Source organism: Sphingomonas sp. NY01 (assembly GCF_038809135.1).
In the GTDB taxonomy this organism is placed as follows: domain Bacteria; phylum Pseudomonadota; class Alphaproteobacteria; order Sphingomonadales; family Sphingomonadaceae; genus Sphingomonas; species Sphingomonas carotinifaciens.
In genome coordinates, this window is the sequence record NZ_CP101722.1 from 2421739 (window position 1) to 2442035 (window position 20297).

A 20297-nucleotide genomic window follows, 5' to 3' on the forward strand; every position below is an offset into this window, starting at 1 on the left:
GACTGTAAAGGGCAACAAAACGGCTTTCTACCAGCCGCCGAACATCCGCGGTCGATCAGCCCCCCATGCATGACCAAGGCCGGGGCAGGGAAACCAGTTTGCTTGCCGCAGTCGCCCGGTACCGACACACCGTGTTGCAGGCGCTTGCCCGACATCCGCTGTCAAATGCTACGCCATGCCGTCGATCGCAGGACAGCAACGAAAAAGGGCCCCGCCACATCTGGCGGAGCCCTTCTGAACCTTTGGCGATTGCCCGCGATCAGTTCGTCGGCGTCGGTGCGCCCGGAACGGCGCCGCCCGGCATCGCACCACCGGGGACCGCGCCACCCGGCATCGCGCCGCCCATGCCCTGGCGCATCTGCATCTGCCGCACGACACTTTCCGGCAGGAAGTCGAGCAACTGCACGTCGAACACCAGCGTCGAATTGGCCGGGATCGGTCCCGCCTCGCGCTCGCCATAGCCCAGCGCCGACGGGATCCAGACGCGGTACTTGGCGCCCTTCGGCATCAGCTTCAGCGCTTCGGAGAAGCCGGGCACCACCGCCGAGACCGGCATCGGCGTCGGTTGCTGCGACTTGTCGAACGTGGTGCCGTTCAGCAGCTTGCCCTCATACTGGACCAGCGCGACATCGGCATCGGTGGGCTTGGCCGCACCCGGCTGACCCGGCTCCAGCACCTTGTATTGCAGGCCCGAAGCGGTGGTCACCACGCCCTTGGCGCGGGCGTTGCGGGTCAGGAAGTCGTCACCCTGCGTCGCCAGCGCGACGGCCGCGACACAGGCGAGCACCAGACCCAGCCACAGATAGATGAGATAGCTGCGCTTGACGGGCTGCAGCGGCACGGCGGTGACGGTGGACATCGATAGGCACCTGATTCTGTGGTGCCGGTCCGGCCGTCACCGGTGATAGGTCGGGAAACGCGGTGCCGGGGGATCCGCCCTCCCGCCGATACGGGGGAGCGGCATCACATCCGGCTAAGTCGCTTACCGGGCGCCGTCGCGCTCGGCGCGCTTGCGCTCAAGCTTGCGGGCGCGACGCACGGCGGCGGCACGCTCGCGGGCGCGCTTCTCCGACGGCTTCTCGTAGTGACGGCGCAGCTTCATTTCGCGATACACGCCCTCGCGCTGCAGCTTCTTCTTGAGCGCACGAAGAGCCTGGTCGACATTGTTGTCGCGAACGATGATCTGCATAAAATCCAAAAACTCCGGTCGATATGCGCTGCCCATGCCGGAACAGCAATCAATCTGAATGGCGAATAGCCGGCGCGAACGAGTCCGCGTCGAGAACAGGCGGCGCCTAGCAGCACCGGGCATCCTTGGCAAGCACGTCTCGCCGCCCGTCGACGGGGTCCGCCGGTGTGGCCATGATGCCACGATCGGGAGGCGCCCGGACATTCGTTGCACGATGTTGCAGCCCCGACATGTGCGCGATACGCATATGTCCGATCCCCCGGGACATGTTGCAAACGGCCGCCAGCTTGGACCTATCCACCCGCCTTCTCATCGTCGACGACGATCCCGGCATTCGCGAGCTGACCGCGGGCTTCCTGTCCGCGCACGGCTATGTGGTCGATACCGCCGCCGACGCCGCCGAGATGCGCGCGCAGATAGCGCGGCAGGCCTATGCGCTGATCGTGCTGGACGTGATGATGCCCGGCGAGGACGGCCTCTCGGTCCTGCGCACGCTCGACCGCGCGACCGCGCCGCCGGTCATCATCCTGTCGGTCATCGGCGAGGAGGTGGACCGTATCATCGGGCTGGAAATGGGCGCGGACGACTATATCGCCAAGCCCGCCAACCCGCGCGAGTTGCTCGCCCGCATCCGGTCGGTGCTGCGCCGCAACGCCACCGCATCGGCGCGCGCCGAGGCGCCGATCCCCGCCGCCCGCCCCATGCAGCGCTTTGCCGGGTGGCGGCTGGACCCGATCGGCCGCCAGTTGCTCGACCCGGACGAGGTCGTCATCAACCTGTCGGACGGCGAGTTCCGGATGCTGATGACCTTTGTGGATCACCCCCGCCGCGTCCTCAGCCGCGACTTCCTGCTCGACCATGCACGCGGGCCCACCGCCGAGCATTTCGACCGTGCGATCGACGTGCAGGTCAGCCGGCTGCGCCGAAAGCTCAGCCGGGGCGACGGGCGAGGCGGCGACGATCTGATCCGCACCGTGCGCAACGAAGGCTATATGTTCGTCGCCAATGTCGAAACGCGCTGATCCGGCCCGGCTGCCCAGCCTTGCCCGGCCGATCTTCGCGCTGGTCATCGCCTCGGTCATGGTGGCGACGCTCGCCTCGTTCATCATCACCTTCAACGGCCCCCCGCCGCGCGACCCGCCGCGCCCCTTGAGCATTCTCGCCTCCACCCTCGCCACCGGCCGCAGCCCCGATCAGCGCGGCCCCGCCCTCGTCGTCCGCCACGAAACCGCCCCGCCCGTCCCCCAGCCCGGCGAGCGCCCCGACCCCCGCGTCGCCCAGCGCCTCGCCGAGCTGCTCGACGCGCCTGTCGCACGGGTCCGCGTCTATTCCGGCCCCGGGCCGCAGCGCTTTCCCTTCGACCATTCCCGCGACTTCGCGGGCCGCCCGCCCCCCGGCATCACCCCCATCCGCCCCGACTGGCTCGGCGGCCGCTTCACCGTCGCCCTGCGCCGCGACGGTCGCTGGCACGTGCTGCGCAATGCGCCCTACAGCGTCTTCACGCCCTGGCACGTCGCCGTCCTGCTCGGCATGCTTGCCGCGATCCTGCTCCTTTCCATCCCCGCCTGGATGCTCGCCCGCGCGATCTCCCGCCCGCTCGGCCAACTGGCCGCCGCCGCTGACCACGCCCGCGCCGGCGCCGACCTCCCCCCCCTGCCCGACAGCCGCTCGCGCGAGGTTCGCCGCCTGTCCGCCGCGGTGCGCGCCATGCATGCGCGGCTGGCCGGCCATGCCGAACAGCGGACCGTGATGCTGGCCGCGATCGCGCACGATCTCGGCACCCCGCTGTCCCGCCTCGCCTTCTGGATCGAACAGCTGCCGGAGGCCGCCCATGCCCGCGCCAGCGCCGACCTGGACGAGATGCGCGCGATGATCGGCGCGGCCTTGCGTTTCGCTCGCGACGAAACGGTGGCGCCGGTGCGCACCCGCATCGATCTCGGCGCACTGCTCGATTCGCTGGTCGAGGACATGGCGGAGGCCGGGGAGCCGGTAACGTTGGTCGCCAGCCCGCGTGCCATCGTCCGCGGCGATTCGGTTGCGCTGCGCCGCGTGTTCACCAACCTCATCGCCAATGCGATCCGCTACGGCGAACATGCAACCGTCGGCTGGACCATCGACGACGACATGGTGACCGTCACCGTCGATGACGCCGGCCCCGGCGTCGATCCGGCACAGGTGGCGCGTCTGTTCGACCCCTTTGTCCGCGGCGATCCGTCGCGCAATCGCGCGACCGGCGGCACTGGGCTGGGTCTCGCCATCGTTCGCGCGATCACCGAACACCATGGCGGCGAAGCGACGCTCGCCAATCGTCCTGGCGGCACCGGGGCGCGGGCCAGCGTGACGCTGCCCCTCTCGCGCTGAGATCTCCTCCGTTACAATATTTCAGCGTGTCGAAACATGCCGGCGACATGCCCCCGCCACCCTGCCGATCGACGCCCGACAGGGGAGCAAGGAGGATGCGCATGCGACACGATCACGAACCGGAGGATCACGATCTGGGTCTCGCCCATGACCTGACGGTGATGGGTGCGATGATGGCCCGCCGCCGGGCGCTGAAATGGTTCGCCGGAGCCGGCACCGCGGCCATGGTCGCCGGATGCGGCGGCAGCGAGGACGATGCGGTCGCCGTGGTCAGCAGCACCACCGCCACACCGACACCGACATCGACGCCGACACCCAGCGTCGGCACCTCGGCCGCCTGCATCGCCGACCCGACCGAAACCAATGGCCCCTATCCCGCCGACGGCACCAACACCTCCAGCGGCGCCACGTCCAACGCACTCACCACCAGCGGCATCCTCCGCTCCGACCTCCGCGCCAGCTTCATCAGCAGCAGCACCGTCGCCACCGGCGTCCAACTCACCCTCACCCTGAAGGTCGTCAACGTCAACGCCACCTGCGCCGCCCTTTCGGGCTATGCCGTCTATATCTGGATGTGCGATCGCAGCGGCAACTACTCGCTCTACACCGCCGCGACCGAAAGCTATCTGCGCGGCGTGCAGGTGACCGACGCGAATGGCGAGGTGACGTTCACCATGATCGTCCCCGGCTGCTACAGCGGACGCTGGCCACATATCCATTTCGAGGTCTTTTCCAGCCTGACCGCCGCGACCAGCGGCCGCTACGCCGTGCTGGTCTCGCAACTGGCCCTGCCAAGCGCGGTCTGCACCGCCGTTTATGCCGACACTGCCACCTATCCGGGCAGCGCCACCAACTTCGCCCGCATCAGCCTGTCGTCCGACAATGTCTTCGGCGACAACACCGCCGCCCAGATCGCACAACAGACGCCCACGCTCACCGGCAGCCCCACCGCCGGTTACACCGGCTCGGCCATCATCGGCATCGCGCGCTGATCTTTACCGGATCGGCAGGAACGCTCCCGGTCCTGCCGTACAAAGGCACGGTGCTCCCCCCTGTCGCCGTGCCGCCCCGGTCGGCCTCCTATGGTCGGCCGGGGCCCCTTTCGGCCCGGCGCCCGCCCCGCTAAGGCAGCGCCATGACGACGCCGCTCACCCTTTATAACAGCCTGACGCGCAATCCCGAGCTGTTCCAGCCGCTCGACCCGGCAAACATCCGCGTTTATTCCTGCGGTCCCACCGTCTACAACTATGCGCATATCGGCAATCTGCGTGCCTATGTCTTTACCGACACGCTGTCGCGCACGCTGACCTGGAAAGCCCCCGCGATGGGCTGGGGCACGCTGACCCATATCATCAACATCACCGATGTCGGCCACCTGACCTCGGACGCCGATGCCGGCGACGACAAGATGGAAGCCGCCGCCAAAAAGAGCGGCCAGGATATCTGGGCGATCGCCGCCCATTATACCGCCGCGTTCAAGCAGAACCTTTCCGACCTCGGCATCCGGGAGCCGACCCGCTTCCCGCTCGCCACCGACCATGTGCAAGCGATGATCGACTTCGCCATCGCGATCGAGGCGAAGCATTGCTACCGGCTCGCCGACGGCCTGTATTTCGATACCAGCACCGTGCCCGATTATGGCCGCCTCGCGCGGCACAAGGATGACGAGGGCGAAAGCCGCATTGATCCGGTCGAGGGAAAGCGCCACGCCGCCGACTTCGCGATCTGGCGCGCCTCCACCCCGGGCGAGAACCGCCAGATGGAATGGGACAGCCCCTGGGGTCGCGGTGCGCCCGGCTGGCATCTGGAATGCTCGGTGATGAGCCAGATGTATCTGGGCGAACGCTTCGACATCCACACCGGCGGAATCGACCACCGCGAGATCCACCACCCCAACGAGATCGCGCAGAACCAGGCGCATAGCTGCTCGGCGGATACCGGCGCGACGATCTGGATGCACAACAACTTTCTGGTCGAGCGCTCGGGCAAGATGTCCAAGTCGTCCGGCGCGTTCCTCACGCTTCAGGCGCTGGTCGATCGCGGCTTCCACCCGCTCGCCTACCGGCTGATGTGCCTTCAGGCGCAATATCGCTCCGAAATGGAGTTCAGCTGGGACAATCTGGCCGCGGCCCAGACCCGGCTGAAGCGCCTCGTCCAGTCGGTGGAGGTCTTGCGCGCGCGCAGCGACGCCCCCGACAAGGGCGATGCCGCGGACTATCGCCAGCGGCTCGACGCCGCCCTGTCCGACGACCTCGCGACGCCCCGCGCGCTCCCCGTGCTGGACGAGCTGCTCGCCGACAAGCGCATCGCCCCCGCCCGACGCTTGGCGGCACTGGAGGATTTCGACGCGGTGCTGGGCCTGCAACTCACCACGCTGACCCGCGCCGCGCTGCGCGTGCGCCCTGCCGCGGCAACGCTGACGGAAGCGGAGGTCGAGGCGCATCTGGCCGAACGCCGCGGGGCGCGCACGGCGAAGGACTTCGCCCGTTCGGACGCGATTCGCGACGCACTGGCGGCGGGCGGCGTGGAGGTGATGGATGGCGACCCGCTCGGCTGGGACTGGCGCCCGACGCTCTGACCGGGCGTCGGCATGTCCTGCTCAAGCGGTCTGTGGTGCCCCTGGCCGGACTCGAACCAGCATGCCTTGCGGCGTTCGATTTTGAGTCGAATGCGTCTACCAATTTCGCCACAGGGGCAGCGAAGCCGCGTCGCTAGACGAGCAGGCTTCGCTTCGCAAGTCATCAATTCACCGGCGGCCGCCGACGATAGCTGAGCGCTTCGGCCACATGCAGGCGCCGCACCGTTTCGCTGCCGTCCAGATCGGCGATGGTGCGCGCCACGCGCAGGATGCGGGTAAAGCCCCGCGCCGTCAGCCGCATCGCCTCCGCCGCCTGCGCCAGCAGCGCCCGCCCCGCCTCGTCCGGCGTCGCCACCCGGTCGAGCAGCGCGCCGTCCGCCTCGGCGTTCGTCCGCACGCCCTGCCCCACATAGCGCGCCGCCTGCACCCCCCGCGCTGCCGCAACGCGCGCCGCGACCTCTGCCGACCCTTCGGCGGGCGGCGGCAGCATCAGGTCGACCGCGCTTACCGGCTGCACGTCGATATGGATGTCGATCCGGTCCAGCAATGGCCCCGACACCTTGGCCTGATAGTCTGCGGCACAGCGGGGCGCCCGCGCGCAGGCGAGTGCGGCATCGCCCAGATGACCGCAGCGGCACGGGTTCATCGCCGCAATCAACTGCACGCGCGCCGGAAACGTCACATGCGCATTGGCCCGCGCCACGCTGACGCTGCCCGTCTCCAGCGGCTGGCGCAGCGAATCGAGCACCGCGCGCTGGAATTCGGGCAGTTCGTCCAGGAACAGCACGCCCAGATGCGCAAGGCTCACCTCGCCCGGCTTCACCTTCAGCCCGCCGCCCGTCAGCGCCGCCATCGATGCGGAGTGATGGGGATGGCGGAAAGGCCGCACCCGCGTCAGCCGCCCGCCCGCCAGCGTGCCCGCCACCGATTGCACCATCGACACTTCCAGGGCCTCGGCCGCGTCCAGCGGCGGCAGGATGCCCGGCAGGCACGCCGCCATCAGCGACTTGCCCGATCCCGGCGGCCCGCACATCAACAGGTTGTGCCCGCCCGCCGCCGCGATCTCCAGCGCGCGCTTGGCGGTTTCCTGCCCCTTCACTTGCGCCAGGTCCGGCCCCGACGCCGCATCGTCCACCGCCCCCGGCACCGGCGCCGACAGCAATTGATGCCCCTTCAGATGGTTGATGAGCGACAACAGATCGGGCGCTGCCACCACCGCGACCGACCCCGCCCATGCCGCCTCCGGCCCCTGCGCCGCCGGACAGATCAGCGCCTTGTCCTCGGCAGCGGCATGCAGTGCGGCGAGCAGCACGCCCGGCGACGGGGCGATCCGCCCGTCCAGCCCCAGTTCGCCGACCACGACATGCTCGGCCAGCGTCTCGGCATCGATCACCCCCATCGCACCCAGCAGGGCGAGCGCGATCGGCAGGTCGAAATGCGATCCCTCCTTGGGCAGATCGGCCGGCGACAGGTTGACCGCGATCCGCTTGGGCGGCAGGGCCAGCCCCATCGCCGCGATCGCGCCGCGCACCCGTTCGCGGCTTTCGCCCACCGCCTTGTCGGCCAGTCCCACCAAGTTGAACGCCGGCAGGCCGGGAATCAATTGCACCTGCACCTCGACGGCGCGCGCCTCCAGCCCCAGATACGCCACCGTGGACACGATCGTTGCCATGCATTCCCCCCGCCCCGTCTGTAACGCTTTTTCACCAGCGAAACAGATGGCATCGTGCGGGGCCGCGGATGATGCAGCGCGTTGACTTGGGGACCCGCTTTGCCTATGCGCACCCCCAGCAAGGCCGTCCCCGTGGCGGCCCTTTTCTATTCAGACGTACTCAAGGAATGAACCATGAAGCGGACCTTTCAGCCGAGCAACCTGGTGCGCGCACGTCGTCACGGCTTCCGCTCGCGGATGGCGACGCCGGGCGGCCGTGCAGTGATCCGCGCGCGTCGTGCACGCGGCCGCAAGAAGCTGTCGGCGTAACCACGCTTACCCGCCGCCGCGATTTCCTTGCGGCCAATGGCGGGCGGCGCGTGGCGATGCCGGGCTTCGTGCTCCAGCTGCGCCCGCGCCATGATGGCGAGGCCGGCATGCGCGTCGGCTTCACCGTCACCAAGAAGATCGGCAACGCCGTGGTGCGCAACCGGATGAAGCGCCGGTTGCGTGCGCTCGCGCGCGACCTGTTACCCGCGCACGGCCTGCCCGGCGCGGATCATGTGCTGATCGGCCGCAGCGGCGGGATCGAGCGCGACTATCAGGCGCTGACCGCGGAGCTGGTCAAGGCGCTGGGGCGGGCACGCCGGGCGTGCCAGGACGCGTGATAGCCCGCCTCCTCATCCTCGTCGCCCGCGGGTGGCAGCTTGGCCCATCGGTCATCCTGCCGCCCACCTGCCGTTTCCAGCCAAGCTGTTCGGCCTATGCAATTGAGGCGCTCTCCCGCTATGGCGCAGCCAAGGGGGGTTGGCTGGCGCTCAAGCGGATCGCGCGCTGCCATCCCTGGGGCGGGTGTGGGCCCGATCCGGTTCCCTGATGATATGGGACATCTATCGTGAATGATGATCGCAAGAATTTCGTCCTGTTCGCGGTGATCGCGGCGCTGATCCTGTTCGGCTGGCCGCTGATCCAGGGCAAGTTCTTCCCCACCGCCAATCCACCCGCCACCAAGATCGTGGACGGCAAGTCCAGGCCCCTGCCCCAGCCGGGCGCGGACCCGACCGCCGACGCCCCCTCGGCGATCCGCGAGCGTCAGGTGGTGCTGCGCGAAACCCCGCGCATCGCGATCGAGACGCCGCAGATGCGCGGATCGATCAACCTGCGCGGGCCGCGCATCGATGACCTGGTGCTGATCGACTACAAGGAAACGGTCGCCAAGAACTCGGCCCCCATCCGCCTGTTGTCGCCGGCCGGTGCGCCGGACGCCTATTTCGCCGGCTTCGGCTGGCGCAGCGAAGGGCTGAGCCCGCCCGCCGCCGATGCGGTGTGGACCGCCTCCGCCCCCGTGCTGCGCCCCGGCCAGCCGGTCACCCTCACCGCCGCCAACGCGACCGGCCAGCGCTTCCAGATCCAGATCGCGGTCGACGACGGCTACATGTTCACCGTCCGCCAGACCGTTGCCAATGCCGGCAACGCCGCGGTGCCCGTCGCCGCCTATGGCCTCGTCAACCGCTCGGGCGTGTCGAAGGACCCGGACAGCTGGACGATCCACACCGGCCCGATGTCGGTCAACAACGGCGCTGCGAATTACAAGCCCGACTTCTCGGACGTGGACGAAGGCCCGCAGCGCTTCTCCACCAAGGGCGGCTGGCTCGGCTTCACCGACAAATACTGGCTGACCGCGCTGATCCCCGATCAGGCGGCGCAGTTCGACGGCCAGTTCCGCGCCGGCGCGGGCAAGACCTATCAGGCCGATTACGCGGTCGCCCCGCGCAGCGTCGCGCCGGGTCAGGCCATCACCCAGACCTCGCGCTTCTTCGCCGGCGCCAAGGAAGTTCGCCTGCTCGACCGCTATACCGACAAGCAAGGCGTGACGAAGCTCGACTATGCGATCGACTGGGGCTGGCTGCGCGTCCTGGAAAAGCCCATCTTCTATTATCTCGACTGGCTGTTCCGCATGGTCGGCAACTTCGGCGTCGCGATCATCCTGCTGACGGTCACCATCCGCCTGCTGATGTTCCCGATCGCCCAGCGCCAGTTCGCCTCCATGGCGTCGATGCGCGCGGTGCAGCCCAAGATGAAGGCGCTGCAGGAACGCTACAAGGACGACAAGGTCCGCCTCCAGCAGGAGGTGATGGCGCTCTACAAGCAGGAAAAGGTCAATCCGCTCGCCGGCTGCCTGCCGACGCTGATCCAGATCCCGATCTTCTACGCGCTCTACAAGGTGCTGATGCTGACGATCGAAATGCGTCACCAGCCCTTTGTCGCCTGGATCAAGGATCTGTCCGCGCCCGATCCGCTGACCCCGGTGAACCTGTTCGGCCTGATCCCGTTCACGCCGCCCCACTTCATCGCAATCGGCGTCGTGCCCATCCTGCTCGGCATCTCGATGTTCTTCCAGTTCCGCCTCAACCCGGCGCCGATGGACGACACGCAGAAGCAGGTGTTCGCGATCATGCCCTGGGTGCTGATGTTCGTGATGGCGCCGTTCGCGGTCGGCCTGCAGGTCTACTGGATCACCACCAACTGCATCTCGATCCTGCAACAGCGCCTGCTCTATGCCCGTCATCCCGGGCTCAACCAGGCGGCGGCGAAGTGACCGACTTCGCGCCCCAGGGCAGCTTTGACGAAGAGACGGTGGAGGCGGCGCGCAAGCTGTTCGCCGGCCCCGTCTCCTTTCTGAAATCGGCGCCCGCGCTTCAGCACCTGCCCGATGCGGTGGTGCCCGAAGTGGCGTTCGCCGGCCGGTCGAACGTCGGCAAGTCGTCGCTGCTCAACGCGCTCACCAACCGCAACGGTCTGGCCCGCACCTCCAACACGCCCGGCCGCACGCAGGAACTGAACTTCTTCGACATCGGCCAGCCGCCGGTCTTTCGCCTTGTCGACATGCCCGGCTACGGCTTTGCCAAGGCGCCCAAGGACATGCTCAAGCAGTGGCGGTTCCTGGTGAACGACTTCCTGCGCGGGCGGCAGGCGCTGAAGCGCGCACTTGTGCTGATCGACGCGCGCCACGGCATCAAGGACGTTGATCGCGAAATCCTTGAAATGCTCGACAAGGCGGCCGTCAGCTACCGCATCGTCCTGACCAAGGCGGACAAGGTCAAGGCGACCGACCTTGCCGCCGTCCGCGAGGCGACCGAGACCGAGGCCCGCAAGCGCCCCGCCGCCCATCCCGACATCCTCGCCACCTCCAGCGAGGGCGGCATGGGCATCCCCGAACTCCGCGCCGCCGTCCTCGAAGCGATCGGTTAATCTTCTGCACCCTCTCTCCCGCGGAAGAGGGAAGGGGCCCGCTGCCGACAGGCAGTGGGAAGGGTGAGGGGCTGCCAAGCAGCGGAGCACTGCTGGTCTCCCCCTCACCCTCCCACCGCTTGCGCGGCGGGCCCCTCCCTCTCCCCTGCGGGGGAGAGGGCAAAAGCCTCACGCATAGGCTAGCGACCTCCGCAAAACCCGATAAGCATGCCCCCACGACATAAGGGGGAAGATAATGCTGAAACTCGGCCTCACGGCACTCGCACTCGCCACCTGCGCGCCTCTATCCGCCCAGCAGGTCAGCGCCGACTGGGTCCGCGCCCACGAGACCTTCCTCGCCGGTGACGAACTCGCCGGTCGCGGCAGCGCGACGCGCGACGAGGCGATCGCCGCCGCCTATGTCGCCACCCAGTTCCAGGCTTACGGCCTGAAGCCCCCGCCCGGCATGACCGGCTATATCCAGAAAGCGCCTGTCTCGCGCCGCTTCGTCGCCGGCGCGCCCAGCCTGACGCTCGGGGATGCGCCCATCGCCGGCCTGACCCTGGGCCGCGCCCCCGGCGGCACCGTCACCGGACGCGCACAGGTCGCCCGCACCGCATCGCGCATCCGTACCGGCGCACCGATCGTGATCTATACCGGCCCCGCCGACGATTTCGCGGCCGCCATCGGCGCCGCGCGCGACAAGGGCGCATCGCTCATCATCGGCCCCGCGCCGGTCAAGCCCGGCCCGGCCTGGGCCGTCGGCCGCCCCCTCGGGGTCCGGCTGGCCGACGATGCCGAACCCGGCCTGACCATCGCCATGCTGCCACCGGCTACCCTCGCCGATCTGGCGCGCCGGGCGGGCCGGCAGACGATCCGCTTCGACCTTCCTTTCCGCGAGGAACGCGAGGAAACCACCAACGCCATCGGCTATCTGCCCGGCACCGACCCCGCCGCCGGCATCCTGCTCCTGTCCGCCCATCTCGACCATCTGGGAATCGAGGACGGCACGATCATGCACGGCGCGAACGACGATGCCTCGGGCACCGTCGCGGTTCTCGAACTCGCCCGGACGCTTGCCGCCGGCAAGCCGATGAAGCGCGGCATCCTGTTCGGTGCGTTCGGCGCGGAGGAGCTGGGCCTGCTCGGCTCCAAATATTTCGGCACCCACCTGCCCGTCCCCGTCGAGCGTATCGCCGCCAATATCGAGTTCGAGATGATCGGCGCGCAGGACCCGAAACTGCCCGGGGGCGCGCTGATGATGACCGGCTACGAATGCTCCGACCTCGGCGAGCGCCTCGCGGCCCACGGCGCCCACCTCGCGCCCGATCCCTATCCGGACCAGAATTTCTTCCGTCGTTCCGACAACTATTCGCTCGCGCTGCGCGGCGTCGTCGCGCACACGCTGTCCGGCTGGGCCGTCGTCCCGACCTATCACCAGCCGACCGACACGATCGCGGCGATCGACTTCCCCTTCATGACGCAGGCGATCGCCGCGCTGGTCGACCCCATCCGCAATCTCGCCGACAGCGACGCGGCACCGACATGGAAGCCGGGCGGCCGGCCCAAGGCGGATTGAGCCCGGCCGCCACCCCCGCTAGGCACGGTGGCATGAAGCTCATCATCGGCAACAAGGCCTATTCGTCCTGGTCGCTGCGCGGCTGGCTCGCCGCCAAGCAGTCCGGCCTCCCCTTCGAGGAGGTGGTCGTGCCGCTCTACGACGCGGACTGGGACGCCAGGCGCGAGGGGGCGGAATTCGCCCCCTCCTCGGGCAAGGTGCCGATCCTGTGGGACGGCGACGCCGTGGTGTGGGACAGCCTCGCCATCGTCGACTATCTCGCGGACAAGGTCGGCCGCGACCGCTTCTGGCCCGCCGACGAGGCCGCACGCGCCATGGCGCGCTCGATGGCGGCGGAAATGCACGCCAGCTTCACCGCGCTGCGCCGCAAGCACAGCATGAACATCCGTCAGGTCTATGAAGCGCGCCGCCCCGATGACGACGTGCTGGTCGATCTCGCCCGCATCATGGAGCTTTGGGCGCAGGCGCGCGCCCGCTTCGGCGGCAATGGCGATTTCCTGTTCGGCAGCTTCGGCGCCGCGGACATCATGTTCGCCCCCGTCGTCACCCGGATCGTCACCTACCAGCTTCCCATCGCCCGCTTCGCCGCCGGCTATATGGACGCCGTGCTCCAGCATCCCTTCATGCAGGACTGGATCGCCGCCGCGCAGGAAGAGGAATGGCTGATCGAACGGTTCGAGCAGCCGACGCCGTGATCGACGTCCTCACCCTCGCGCAAGACCTGCTCCGCGCCGAAAGCGTCACCCCGGCGCAAGGGGCCGTGTTCGACATACTGGAAACCGCGCTGGTCCCGCTCGGCTTCGCGGTCGACCGGTTCGTTACCGGCGAGGCGCCGGACGGCCCGGTCGAAAACCTGCTGGCGGTGCGGGGCGGCACCGGCGCGCACCTCGCCCCCCACCTCGCCTTCGCCGGCCATGTCGATGTCGTCCCCGCCGGCGAGGGCTGGACCGGCAGTCCTTTTTCGGGCGCGGTCCGCGACGGCCTGCTCTACGGCCGCGGCGCGGTCGACATGAAGGGCGCGGTCGCCGCCTTCATCGCCGCCTGCGCCGCCGCGCCCGCCGCCATCCCGCTCAGCCTCGTCATCACCGGCGACGAGGAAGGCCCCGCCACCTACGGCACCCGCGCCCTGATCGACCGCATGAACGAGCGGGGTCTCCGCCCCGACCTCTGCCTCGTCGGCGAACCCACCTCCGCCGCCCGTCTCGGCGACATGGTCAAGATCGGCCGTCGCGGCTCGGTCAACATCTGGATCACCGTGCCCGGCCGACAGGGCCACGTCGCCTACCCCCATCTCGCCGACAACCCAGTCACCCGCCTGATCGCCATCCTCTCCGCAATCGACGCCATCACCCTGGATACCGGCAACGCCTGGTTCCAGCCCTCCAACATCGAAGTCACCGACCTCCATGTCGGCAACCCGGCCCACAACATCATCCCCGGCAGCGCGCAGGCCCGCCTCTCGATCCGCTTCAACGACGAACATAGCGGCCAGTCGCTGATCGATCGCATCGCCGCCCTCGCCGCCGCGCACGCGTCCGGCGCCGAGGTTACCGGCCGCATCTCGGGCGAGGCGTTCCTGACCGAGCCCGGCGCCTTTTCGACGCTGGTATCCGATGCGATCGAGGACGAGACGGGTTCGCGGCCCGAGCTTTCCACCACCGGCGGCACGTCGGACGCACGTTTCCTGTCGAAACTCTGCCCCACGGTGGAGTTCGGCCTGCTCAACGCGACGATGCACAAGGTGGACGAGGCGGTGGCCGTGGACGATCTCCACGCGCTCACCCGCATCTATGCCGGGATCATCGCTCGCGCGGGCGCCTGAGAACGATATAGAGCGCGCCCTGTCCGCCGTGGCGGGGATGGGCGCCGCGTACCGCCGCGATATGATCGGCGTGGCGCGATCCCGCCAGCCAGTCGGCGATGGCGGCGCGGATCGCACCGCGGGCATGCGGGCGTTCGCTTTCCGGCCGCGGTGGCTTGCCGGTGACGAGCAGCAACAGCCGGTCGCCCCGCCCGATCGCGCGCTCCAGCCCACCGTCGAGCATCGCATGCGCCGATGCCAGCGTGTGGCCGTGCAGGTCGATCGAGCTGTCCGGGATCACCGCGCCGCGGGTCAGCCGCTTGTCCCAGCCACCGTCCAGCGTCTCGCCGGGACCCTTGCGCACGGGTGGCGGGGCGACGGCCGGCTGGCGTACCGGCGGCACGCGCCCGCGCACCTTGGGCGCACCGGGCGTCGGCAGGGTCTCGGCCGCGACCGGCACCGGCGCCGGGCGCGCGGGTACGACGGCGGCGCGCAGCGGGCGCACGCTCGCCATCACCCGCTGCCACAGCAGCGCCTCGTCAGAATTGAGGGACCGCACCGCCCGCCCCTGCCTGCAACCGCGCAAGCGTGCCCACGGGGAGCAGCAGGAACGCCGTGCCCCGCCCGGACATGCCGCCCGCCACGCTGCGGGCCGTCTCGCCCGCGCCCCAGAAGGTGTCGAAGCGGTTCGATCCCTTGATCGCCCCGCCGGTATCCTGCGCCACCCACAATCCGGTCACGTCCTGCCGATCCATCGACAGGAACACGGGCGCGCCCAGCGGCACATATTTGGGATCGGCCGCGGCACTCACCTGGCCCGTCACCGCATAGCCCATCGCGCCCTGGGGCGGCCCGTCAAGTTCCCGGAAGAACACAAAACTCTTGTTCTCGCGCATCAGCGCGCGGCCCTCGTCGGGATGATCGTGCAGCCACTGCACGATCCCCTGCATCGACGCCTGCCCCGGCTGCAACAGCCCCCGCTGCCGCATCAGGCTTCCGATCCCGGTATAATCCCGCCCGTTCTGCGTGTCGTACCCGATCCGCATGATCGATCCGTCGAGCAGGCGCAGCCGCCCGGAGCCTTGGATCTGGAGGAAGAACACCTCGACCGCATCCTTGCCCCAGGCAAGGATCGGCGCCCGTCCGTCCAGCGATCCCTGTTCGATCGCGGTGCGATCGTCGAACGGCACGAAGTTCGTACCTGCGACCTTGCCGCGGATCTTGCGCCCCTTCAGGCTGTCCGAGAACTGGCCGAGATCGACATCGATCAGGTCGCGCGGCCGGGCATAGATCGGCACGTCATATCCCGAGCGTCGCTCGCGCGAGCCAAGGATTTCCGGCTCGTAATAGCCGGTGGCGAAAGCCTTGCCGTCCCCGACCTGCACCGCCTCGAAATAGCGCGCAAAGAAATCCCGCGCCCGCCCGCCGGTTCGCGCCGCGGCACAGGCCGGGCCCCAGTCCGCCCCCCGGGTCAGCCCGGACGTATCGGCCCGCCGCATCAGCCCCGGACAGGACAGGGCAAAGGCCGCCCGCGCCGACTCGGCCTGTGCATCGGTGATCGGCAGGGTCGCAATGGCAGGCCCGGGCAGCACCCCGGCGGTCGCCGCCGTCGTGGCGGCAGGATTGGGGAGCGACGGCGCGGCCAGCAGCGGCGTCGCCGGTACGATTCGCGCCGGACCGCTGGCGACGCGGCCCGGTTCGCGGATCTCAGGCGTCTTGCCTGCGGACGGGCGCGTCGGACCGGGGCGAGTCGCGGTCGGCCGCTCACCCGGCGCGGCCGGGCCGCCCGATGGGACGATGCGACCCGCGCAAGCAGAGAGCGCCAGAGCGAGCGCCGCCGTCGCGGCGAAACGAAACGCGCTCACGCTTCGTCGGTGTCGGCAAGCTTCCAGTTCGGATCGCTGCTCTTCAGCGTCCGCGCGAAGGTCCAGACGTCATGCGTCTCGACCGCATCGGTCAGCGACCCGGCAACCACCTGCCCACTGGCGTCGCGCGTCACCGCGGCGATGTCGGCATCGAACCGCACCGTGATCCGCGCCTCCCGGCCCTGCACCTGGGCGTCGGTGATGACCGCGCGCTCGATCGAAACCAGCCGGTTGTCGAGCGTTTCGCCCGATTCGCGGCGGGCTGCGATCGCCTCGGCGAACACCGCCTGCACATCGGGCTCGGCCAGCGTCGCCAATGCTTCCTCGTCACCCTTCCAGAAGGATTCGAGCGTCATCCGATACGCGCTCTGCGCCCCGTTCAGGAATTGCGCCACGTCGAAGCCGGGCTCCGCCGCGATCACCGCACGCACGCCCTGCTCGGCCCGCCCCTCGATATTGCGGTTCGGCATTTCGCGCTTTTCCAGGCTGACCTCGACTGGCCGGGCGACCGTCACCGGTACGCCGCGGTCGTCGGCGCCGCGTGCCAGCGGCTGCTGCTCATGCCCCGTCCGCTTGCCCAGCACGCTGTAGAGCCGCAGGGCCAGGAAAAGGGCGACCATCGCGAGAAGAACGACGTAGAACAACGCTTGCGAGCCTTTCGATAACCGCCTCAACATAGGTTCAATGCCCGCAAATTCAAACCCGGTGCGATTCGAACCCACGCCCACGTTAAGCAACGTTGAAACCACTTCAGGCCACTGCTAACCGCTCGGCCATTCGGGCCGAACGCATGACGCGTGCAATCGGTCCTGCACCTTCTTGATGATGGGACATTGACGATGGACGATTTGGGCACCCCGCAGGGCTTCGACATGACCGCCGGCGACGCTGCGGATACCGCCCCTGCCGCCGGCATGATCTCGCAATACGTCAAGGACCTGTCGTTCGAGAACCCGAACGCGCCGGCCATCTACCAGAACCAGGCCGCGCCCGGCATCGACGTGCAGTTCAACATCGGCGCGCAGCAGGTCGGCGAGGAAGTGCACGAGCTGGTCCTGAAGATCGAGGTTCGCGCCGAGGCCGAGGGCAAGACCGCGTTCATCGTCGACCTCAGCTATGCCGGCCTGTTCGGCTTCCGCAACGTGCCCGCCGACCAGATCCAGCCCTTCATGCTGGGCGAGGCCCCGCGCCTGCTCTTCCCGTTCGCCCGCCGCGTGCTGGCCGATGCCGTGCGTGACGGCGGCTTCCCGCCGCTCCTCCTCGAGCCGATCGACTTTGCGCAGCTCTACATGCAGCAGGCCGAGGCCAATGCCGGCACCGCGCAGCCGAATACGCCCGAAACCGGTCACGCCTGAATCCATAAATGAACCTTGCCAAGGCGCTGGGCTCGGTCGGCGGGCTGACGCTCGCCAGCCGGGTGCTGGGGGTTCTGCGCGATTCGCTGTTCTTGCGTTTCGTGGGAGCGGGCTTCGCCTCCGACGCGTTTCTGATCGCGTTCCGCCTGCCCAACATGTTCCGCGCCCTTTTTGCGGAGGGCGCCTTTTCCGCCGCCTTCATCCCCATGTTCAACCGCAAGGTGGCAGAAGGGGAAGCGGCGGAGAAGGGCAGCGGATTGCGCCGCGGCGTCGCCTTTGCCGAGGATGCGCTTTCCGTCCTGCTGCCGATCCTCCTGCTTTTCACCGCGATCATCCTGGTGCTGGCCTGGCCCGTCACCTGGATACAGACGTTCGGCTATGCACGCGGCACGCCGGCGCAGTTCGACTATATCGTGCTGCTCAACCGGCTGACCTTTCCCTATCTGCTGTTCATCAGCCTCGTCTCGCTGCTCGGCGGCATCCTCAATTCGCTGAACCGCTACTGGGTAAATGCCGCGGCGCCGATCCTGCTCAACCTGACGCTGATCGTCGCCCTGCTCGCGTTCCATGACCACGAACCGCTGTTCACCGCCCGCAACCAGGCGATCGCGGTATCGGTGGCCGGGATCGTCCAGTTCGCCTGGCTGTGGTGGGCCTGTCGCAGCGCCGGCGTCCGCCTTCGCCTGAAGCGGCCGACGATCAATCCGGACGTGAAGCGGCTTCTGGCGCTGATCGGGCCTGCGGCGGCAGGCGCCGGTGCGGTGCAGATCAACCTTGTCGTCTCCACCGCGCTTGCTGCCAGCCTGCTGCCCGAAGGTTCGGTGTCCTATATCTACACGGCGGACCGGCTGAACCAGTTGCCGCTCGGCCTGATCGGCATCGGTCTGGGCACCGTGCTGCTTCCCACCATCTCGCGTCTGTTGGGCAGCGGGCGCGACGCGGAAGCGATGGAAACGCAAAATCGCGGCATGGAACTCGCGCTGCTGCTGACGCTGCCCGCCACCGTCGCGCTGATCGTCTGCGGCGCGCCGATCACCGCCGCGCTGTTCCAGCATGGCAAGTTCGACGCGACCGATACCTTCTACACCGCTCAGGCCCTCGCGGCCTTCTCGATCGGCCTGCCTTCCTATATTCTCGTGAAGGTGCTGACGCCCGGCTATTATGCGCGGTCGGACACGAAAACGCCTGTGCGTTATGCCACTTGGTCGATGCTGGTGAACCTCGGCCTCAACCTCGCCTTCATCCGCCCGCTCGGCCATATGGGCCCGCCCCTCGCCACCGCAATCGCCAGCACCGTCAACGTCGCCCTGCTCTATCGCACGCTCGCCCGCCGCGGCCAGTTCGTCGCCGACCCGCAACTCCGCCGCCGCACCCCCCGCCTCATCGTCGCCGCCCTCCTGATGGGCGCCACCATGTGGCTCCTGAACGACCTCTTCCAACCCTATGTCACCGGGTCCAGCCTTCAGCGCTGGGGCGCGCTCATCATACTGGTCGGCACCGGCGTCCTCGTCTATGCCGCGGCCAGCTTCGCCACCGGCGCGTTCCGGGTCGCGGAGCTCAGGAAGCTCATCAAAAGGTAAGTCATGCGCGTCGTCTCCGGCATCCAGCCCACCGGCAATCTCCACCTCGGCAACTATCTGGGCGCGATCAAGCAGTGGGTGGCGATGCAGGATTCGATGAAGGCGGGCGACGACTGCCTGTTCTTCCTCGCCGATCTTCACGCGCTGACCGTCGCGATCGACCCAAAGGAACTGGCGAACAACACGATCGAGATGGCGGCCGCGCTGCTTGCGTCGGGCATCGATCCCGCCCGCTCCATCCTCTTCAACCAGGCGCGTGTGCCCGCGCATAGCGAGCTGACCTGGATCCTCAACGGCACCGCACGCATCGGCTGGCTGAACCGGATGACGCAGTTCAAGGACAAGGCGGGCAAGAACCGCGAAGGCGCCAGCATCGGCCTTTACGCCTATCCCGTGCTGATGGCGGCCGACGTGCTGGTCTATCGCACCACCCACGTCCCCGTCGGCGAGGATCAGAAGCAGCATCTCGAACTCGCCCGCGACATCGCGACCAAGTTCAACACCGATTTCGGCTCGGAGGTGTTCGTGCTGCCCGAACCGCTGGTCAGCAAGGCGGCACCGCGCATCATGTCCCTGCGCGACGGTTCGGCCAAGATGTCCAAGTCGGACCCGTCCGAGGCCAGCCGCATCCACCTGACCGACAGCGACGATGCGATCGCGCAAAAACTGCGCAAGGCGAAGACCGACCCGGCCGAACTGCCCGCGACGATGGCCGAACTGGCCGACCGTCCAGAGGCGCGCAATCTGGTGACGATCTACGCCGCGCTTGCCGGCACGACTCCGGCCGACGTGCTGGCCGAACAGCAGGGCAAGGGCTTCGGCCAGTTCAAGCCGGTCCTCGCCGACGTCGCCATCGCCGCACTCGGCCCCATCCGCGACCGGATGGTCGCCCTGCTGAACGACCGCACCGCCGTCGCCCAGGCCCTTGAGGCAGGTGCCGAAAAGGCGCGCGCCCTCGCCGCCCCCACCTTGCGGGCGGCACAGGATGCGGTCGGCCTGCAAATCTGACCTGTCAGGGGTGGCTGCCTGCCACCCCATATTCCTGTCGGCCCCAGGGCCCGATCAGGACCCAGCAGCAGCGGCCGCAAACCGCGTAATCGCCCCGGA

At 68.6% G+C, this 20297-nt stretch carries 21 protein-coding genes and 1 tRNA gene; 15 read left to right on the top strand and 7 right to left on the bottom strand.

The window, feature by feature from the left end:
• Positions 1 to 259: 259 nt before the first annotated feature.
• Both NPJ82_RS11675 and rpsU read right to left on the bottom strand, forming a co-directional pair.
• The gene (locus NPJ82_RS11675) at positions 260 to 859 is read right to left on the bottom strand and encodes an FKBP-type peptidyl-prolyl cis-trans isomerase (protein ID WP_342657471.1); all 600 of its coding nucleotides are present in this window, start codon (positions 857 to 859) and stop codon (positions 260 to 262) included.
• A 123-nt stretch (positions 860 to 982) separates the two neighbouring features.
• Positions 983 to 1189 carry a 30S ribosomal protein S21 gene (gene rpsU, locus NPJ82_RS11680; RefSeq protein WP_007404630.1) on the bottom strand — a complete coding sequence of 69 codons (207 nt, stop codon included), beginning with the start codon at positions 1187 to 1189 and terminating at the stop codon, positions 983 to 985.
• A gap of 266 nt (positions 1190 to 1455) precedes the next feature.
• Between rpsU and NPJ82_RS11685 the strand changes: the two genes are divergently transcribed.
• From NPJ82_RS11685 to cysS, 4 genes are all read left to right on the top strand, one after another.
• Positions 1456 to 2211 (top strand): response regulator transcription factor, encoded by a 756-nt coding sequence (locus NPJ82_RS11685; RefSeq protein ID WP_342657472.1) that lies wholly within the window; start codon positions 1456 to 1458, stop codon positions 2209 to 2211.
• Complete coding sequence (locus NPJ82_RS11690; protein ID WP_342657473.1) at positions 2195 to 3550, top strand: HAMP domain-containing sensor histidine kinase; 1356 nt, start codon at positions 2195 to 2197, stop codon at positions 3548 to 3550. Before NPJ82_RS11685 ends, NPJ82_RS11690 begins: the two co-directional genes overlap by 17 nt.
• 101 nt (positions 3551 to 3651) lie before the next feature.
• Entirely contained in the window at positions 3652 to 4542 is an 891-nt protein-coding gene (locus tag NPJ82_RS11695) for an intradiol ring-cleavage dioxygenase (RefSeq protein ID WP_342657474.1), read from the top strand.
• Between the two features lie 143 nt (positions 4543 to 4685).
• Positions 4686 to 6128, top strand: coding sequence for a cysteine--tRNA ligase (cysS, locus tag NPJ82_RS11700; RefSeq protein ID WP_342657475.1), 1443 nt, complete (start codon positions 4686 to 4688; stop codon positions 6126 to 6128).
• Between the two features lie 33 nt (positions 6129 to 6161).
• Here cysS and NPJ82_RS11705 read toward each other — a convergent pair.
• Together NPJ82_RS11705 and NPJ82_RS11710 are read right to left on the bottom strand one after the other, a co-directional pair.
• Positions 6162 to 6246, bottom strand: a tRNA-Leu gene (locus NPJ82_RS11705).
• Between the two features lie 45 nt (positions 6247 to 6291).
• Positions 6292 to 7800, bottom strand: coding sequence for a YifB family Mg chelatase-like AAA ATPase (locus NPJ82_RS11710; protein ID WP_342657476.1), 1509 nt, complete (start codon positions 7798 to 7800; stop codon positions 6292 to 6294).
• Between the two features lie 174 nt (positions 7801 to 7974).
• Here NPJ82_RS11710 and rpmH point away from each other — a divergent pair, with 174 nt between their 5' ends.
• From rpmH to dapE, 8 genes are all read left to right on the top strand, one after another.
• Positions 7975 to 8109: a 50S ribosomal protein L34 gene (gene rpmH, locus NPJ82_RS11715; RefSeq protein WP_042490346.1), complete on the top strand. Its 135-nt coding sequence runs from the start codon at positions 7975 to 7977 to the stop codon at positions 8107 to 8109.
• Between the two features lie 56 nt (positions 8110 to 8165).
• The gene (rnpA, locus tag NPJ82_RS11720) at positions 8166 to 8447 is read left to right on the top strand and encodes a ribonuclease P protein component (RefSeq protein ID WP_235903876.1); all 282 of its coding nucleotides are present in this window, start codon (positions 8166 to 8168) and stop codon (positions 8445 to 8447) included.
• A complete protein-coding gene (gene yidD, locus NPJ82_RS11725) occupies positions 8444 to 8656 on the top strand; it encodes a membrane protein insertion efficiency factor YidD (RefSeq protein ID WP_112381703.1) in 213 nt (70 codons plus the stop codon). The genes rnpA and yidD overlap by 4 nt, the downstream gene beginning before the upstream one ends.
• A gap of 18 nt (positions 8657 to 8674) precedes the next feature.
• Positions 8675 to 10378 carry a membrane protein insertase YidC gene (gene yidC, locus NPJ82_RS11730; RefSeq protein WP_342657477.1) on the top strand — a complete coding sequence of 568 codons (1704 nt, stop codon included), beginning with the start codon at positions 8675 to 8677 and terminating at the stop codon, positions 10376 to 10378.
• Entirely contained in the window at positions 10375 to 11031 is a 657-nt protein-coding gene (gene yihA / locus NPJ82_RS11735; protein WP_112380955.1) for a ribosome biogenesis GTP-binding protein YihA/YsxC, read from the top strand. The genes yidC and yihA overlap by 4 nt, the downstream gene beginning before the upstream one ends.
• A gap of 235 nt (positions 11032 to 11266) precedes the next feature.
• On the top strand, positions 11267 to 12589 hold the full coding sequence (locus NPJ82_RS11740; RefSeq protein ID WP_342657478.1) for a M28 family peptidase: 1323 nt from the start codon (positions 11267 to 11269) through the stop codon (positions 12587 to 12589).
• A gap of 32 nt (positions 12590 to 12621) precedes the next feature.
• A complete protein-coding gene (locus NPJ82_RS11745; RefSeq protein WP_149680775.1) occupies positions 12622 to 13284 on the top strand; it encodes a glutathione S-transferase family protein in 663 nt (220 codons plus the stop codon).
• Positions 13248 to 14411, top strand: coding sequence for a succinyl-diaminopimelate desuccinylase (gene dapE / locus NPJ82_RS11750; protein ID WP_342657479.1), 1164 nt, complete (start codon positions 13248 to 13250; stop codon positions 14409 to 14411). The genes NPJ82_RS11745 and dapE overlap by 37 nt, the downstream gene beginning before the upstream one ends.
• Here dapE and NPJ82_RS11755 read toward each other — a convergent pair.
• From NPJ82_RS11755 to NPJ82_RS11765, 3 genes are read right to left on the bottom strand one after another with little or no spacing between them, the layout of a single operon-like run.
• Positions 14389 to 14904: a Smr/MutS family protein gene (locus tag NPJ82_RS11755; RefSeq protein ID WP_342659008.1), complete on the bottom strand. Its 516-nt coding sequence runs from the start codon at positions 14902 to 14904 to the stop codon at positions 14389 to 14391. The genes dapE and NPJ82_RS11755 overlap by 23 nt on opposite strands.
• Before the next feature lie 25 nt (positions 14905 to 14929).
• Complete coding sequence (locus tag NPJ82_RS11760; protein ID WP_342657480.1) at positions 14930 to 16255, bottom strand: MltA domain-containing protein; 1326 nt, start codon at positions 16253 to 16255, stop codon at positions 14930 to 14932.
• Positions 16252 to 16899 carry a Tim44/TimA family putative adaptor protein gene (locus tag NPJ82_RS11765; protein ID WP_149680777.1) on the bottom strand — a complete coding sequence of 216 codons (648 nt, stop codon included), beginning with the start codon at positions 16897 to 16899 and terminating at the stop codon, positions 16252 to 16254. Before NPJ82_RS11765 ends, NPJ82_RS11760 begins: the two co-directional genes overlap by 4 nt.
• A 195-nt stretch (positions 16900 to 17094) precedes the next feature.
• Here NPJ82_RS11765 and secB point away from each other — a divergent pair, with 195 nt between their 5' ends.
• Genes secB through trpS form a run of 3 tightly spaced genes read left to right on the top strand, consistent with a single transcriptional unit; the run spans position 17095 to position 20198 of the window.
• Entirely contained in the window at positions 17095 to 17610 is a 516-nt protein-coding gene (gene secB, locus NPJ82_RS11770; RefSeq protein WP_112380959.1) for a protein-export chaperone SecB, read from the top strand.
• Positions 17611 to 17618: 8 nt separating this feature from the next.
• Positions 17619 to 19190, top strand: coding sequence for a murein biosynthesis integral membrane protein MurJ (gene murJ / locus NPJ82_RS11775; protein WP_342657481.1), 1572 nt, complete (start codon positions 17619 to 17621; stop codon positions 19188 to 19190).
• Between the two features lie 3 nt (positions 19191 to 19193).
• Entirely contained in the window at positions 19194 to 20198 is a 1005-nt protein-coding gene (gene trpS, locus NPJ82_RS11780; RefSeq protein ID WP_342657482.1) for a tryptophan--tRNA ligase, read from the top strand.
• Positions 20199 to 20297: the final 99 nt, after the last annotated feature.

Excerpts from the sequence above, each read along its gene's own strand:
- NPJ82_RS11675 (WP_342657471.1), bottom strand. The coding sequence starts at position 859 with ATGTCCACCGTCACCGCCGTGCCGCTGCAGCCCGTCAAGCGCAGCTAT.
- rpsU (WP_007404630.1), bottom strand. The coding sequence starts at position 1,189 with ATGCAGATCATCGTTCGCGACAACAATGTCGACCAGGCTCTTCGTGCG.
- NPJ82_RS11685 (WP_342657472.1), top strand. The coding sequence starts at position 1,456 with ATGTTGCAAACGGCCGCCAGCTTGGACCTATCCACCCGCCTTCTCATC.
- NPJ82_RS11690 (WP_342657473.1), top strand. The coding sequence starts at position 2,195 with ATGTCGAAACGCGCTGATCCGGCCCGGCTGCCCAGCCTTGCCCGGCCG.
- NPJ82_RS11695 (WP_342657474.1), top strand. The coding sequence starts at position 3,652 with ATGCGACACGATCACGAACCGGAGGATCACGATCTGGGTCTCGCCCAT.
- cysS (WP_342657475.1), top strand. The coding sequence starts at position 4,686 with ATGACGACGCCGCTCACCCTTTATAACAGCCTGACGCGCAATCCCGAG.
- NPJ82_RS11710 (WP_342657476.1), bottom strand. The coding sequence starts at position 7,800 with ATGGCAACGATCGTGTCCACGGTGGCGTATCTGGGGCTGGAGGCGCGC.
- rpmH (WP_042490346.1), top strand. The coding sequence starts at position 7,975 with ATGAAGCGGACCTTTCAGCCGAGCAACCTGGTGCGCGCACGTCGTCAC.
- rnpA (WP_235903876.1), top strand. The coding sequence starts at position 8,166 with ATGCCGGGCTTCGTGCTCCAGCTGCGCCCGCGCCATGATGGCGAGGCC.
- NPJ82_RS11740 (WP_342657478.1), top strand. The coding sequence starts at position 11,267 with ATGCTGAAACTCGGCCTCACGGCACTCGCACTCGCCACCTGCGCGCCT.
- NPJ82_RS11745 (WP_149680775.1), top strand. The coding sequence starts at position 12,622 with ATGAAGCTCATCATCGGCAACAAGGCCTATTCGTCCTGGTCGCTGCGC.
- dapE (WP_342657479.1), top strand. The coding sequence starts at position 13,248 with ATGGCTGATCGAACGGTTCGAGCAGCCGACGCCGTGATCGACGTCCTC.
- NPJ82_RS11755 (WP_342659008.1), bottom strand. The coding sequence starts at position 14,904 with ATGGCGAGCGTGCGCCCGCTGCGCGCCGCCGTCGTACCCGCGCGCCCG.
- secB (WP_112380959.1), top strand. The coding sequence starts at position 17,095 with ATGGACGATTTGGGCACCCCGCAGGGCTTCGACATGACCGCCGGCGAC.
- murJ (WP_342657481.1), top strand. The coding sequence starts at position 17,619 with ATGAACCTTGCCAAGGCGCTGGGCTCGGTCGGCGGGCTGACGCTCGCC.
- trpS (WP_342657482.1), top strand. The coding sequence starts at position 19,194 with ATGCGCGTCGTCTCCGGCATCCAGCCCACCGGCAATCTCCACCTCGGC.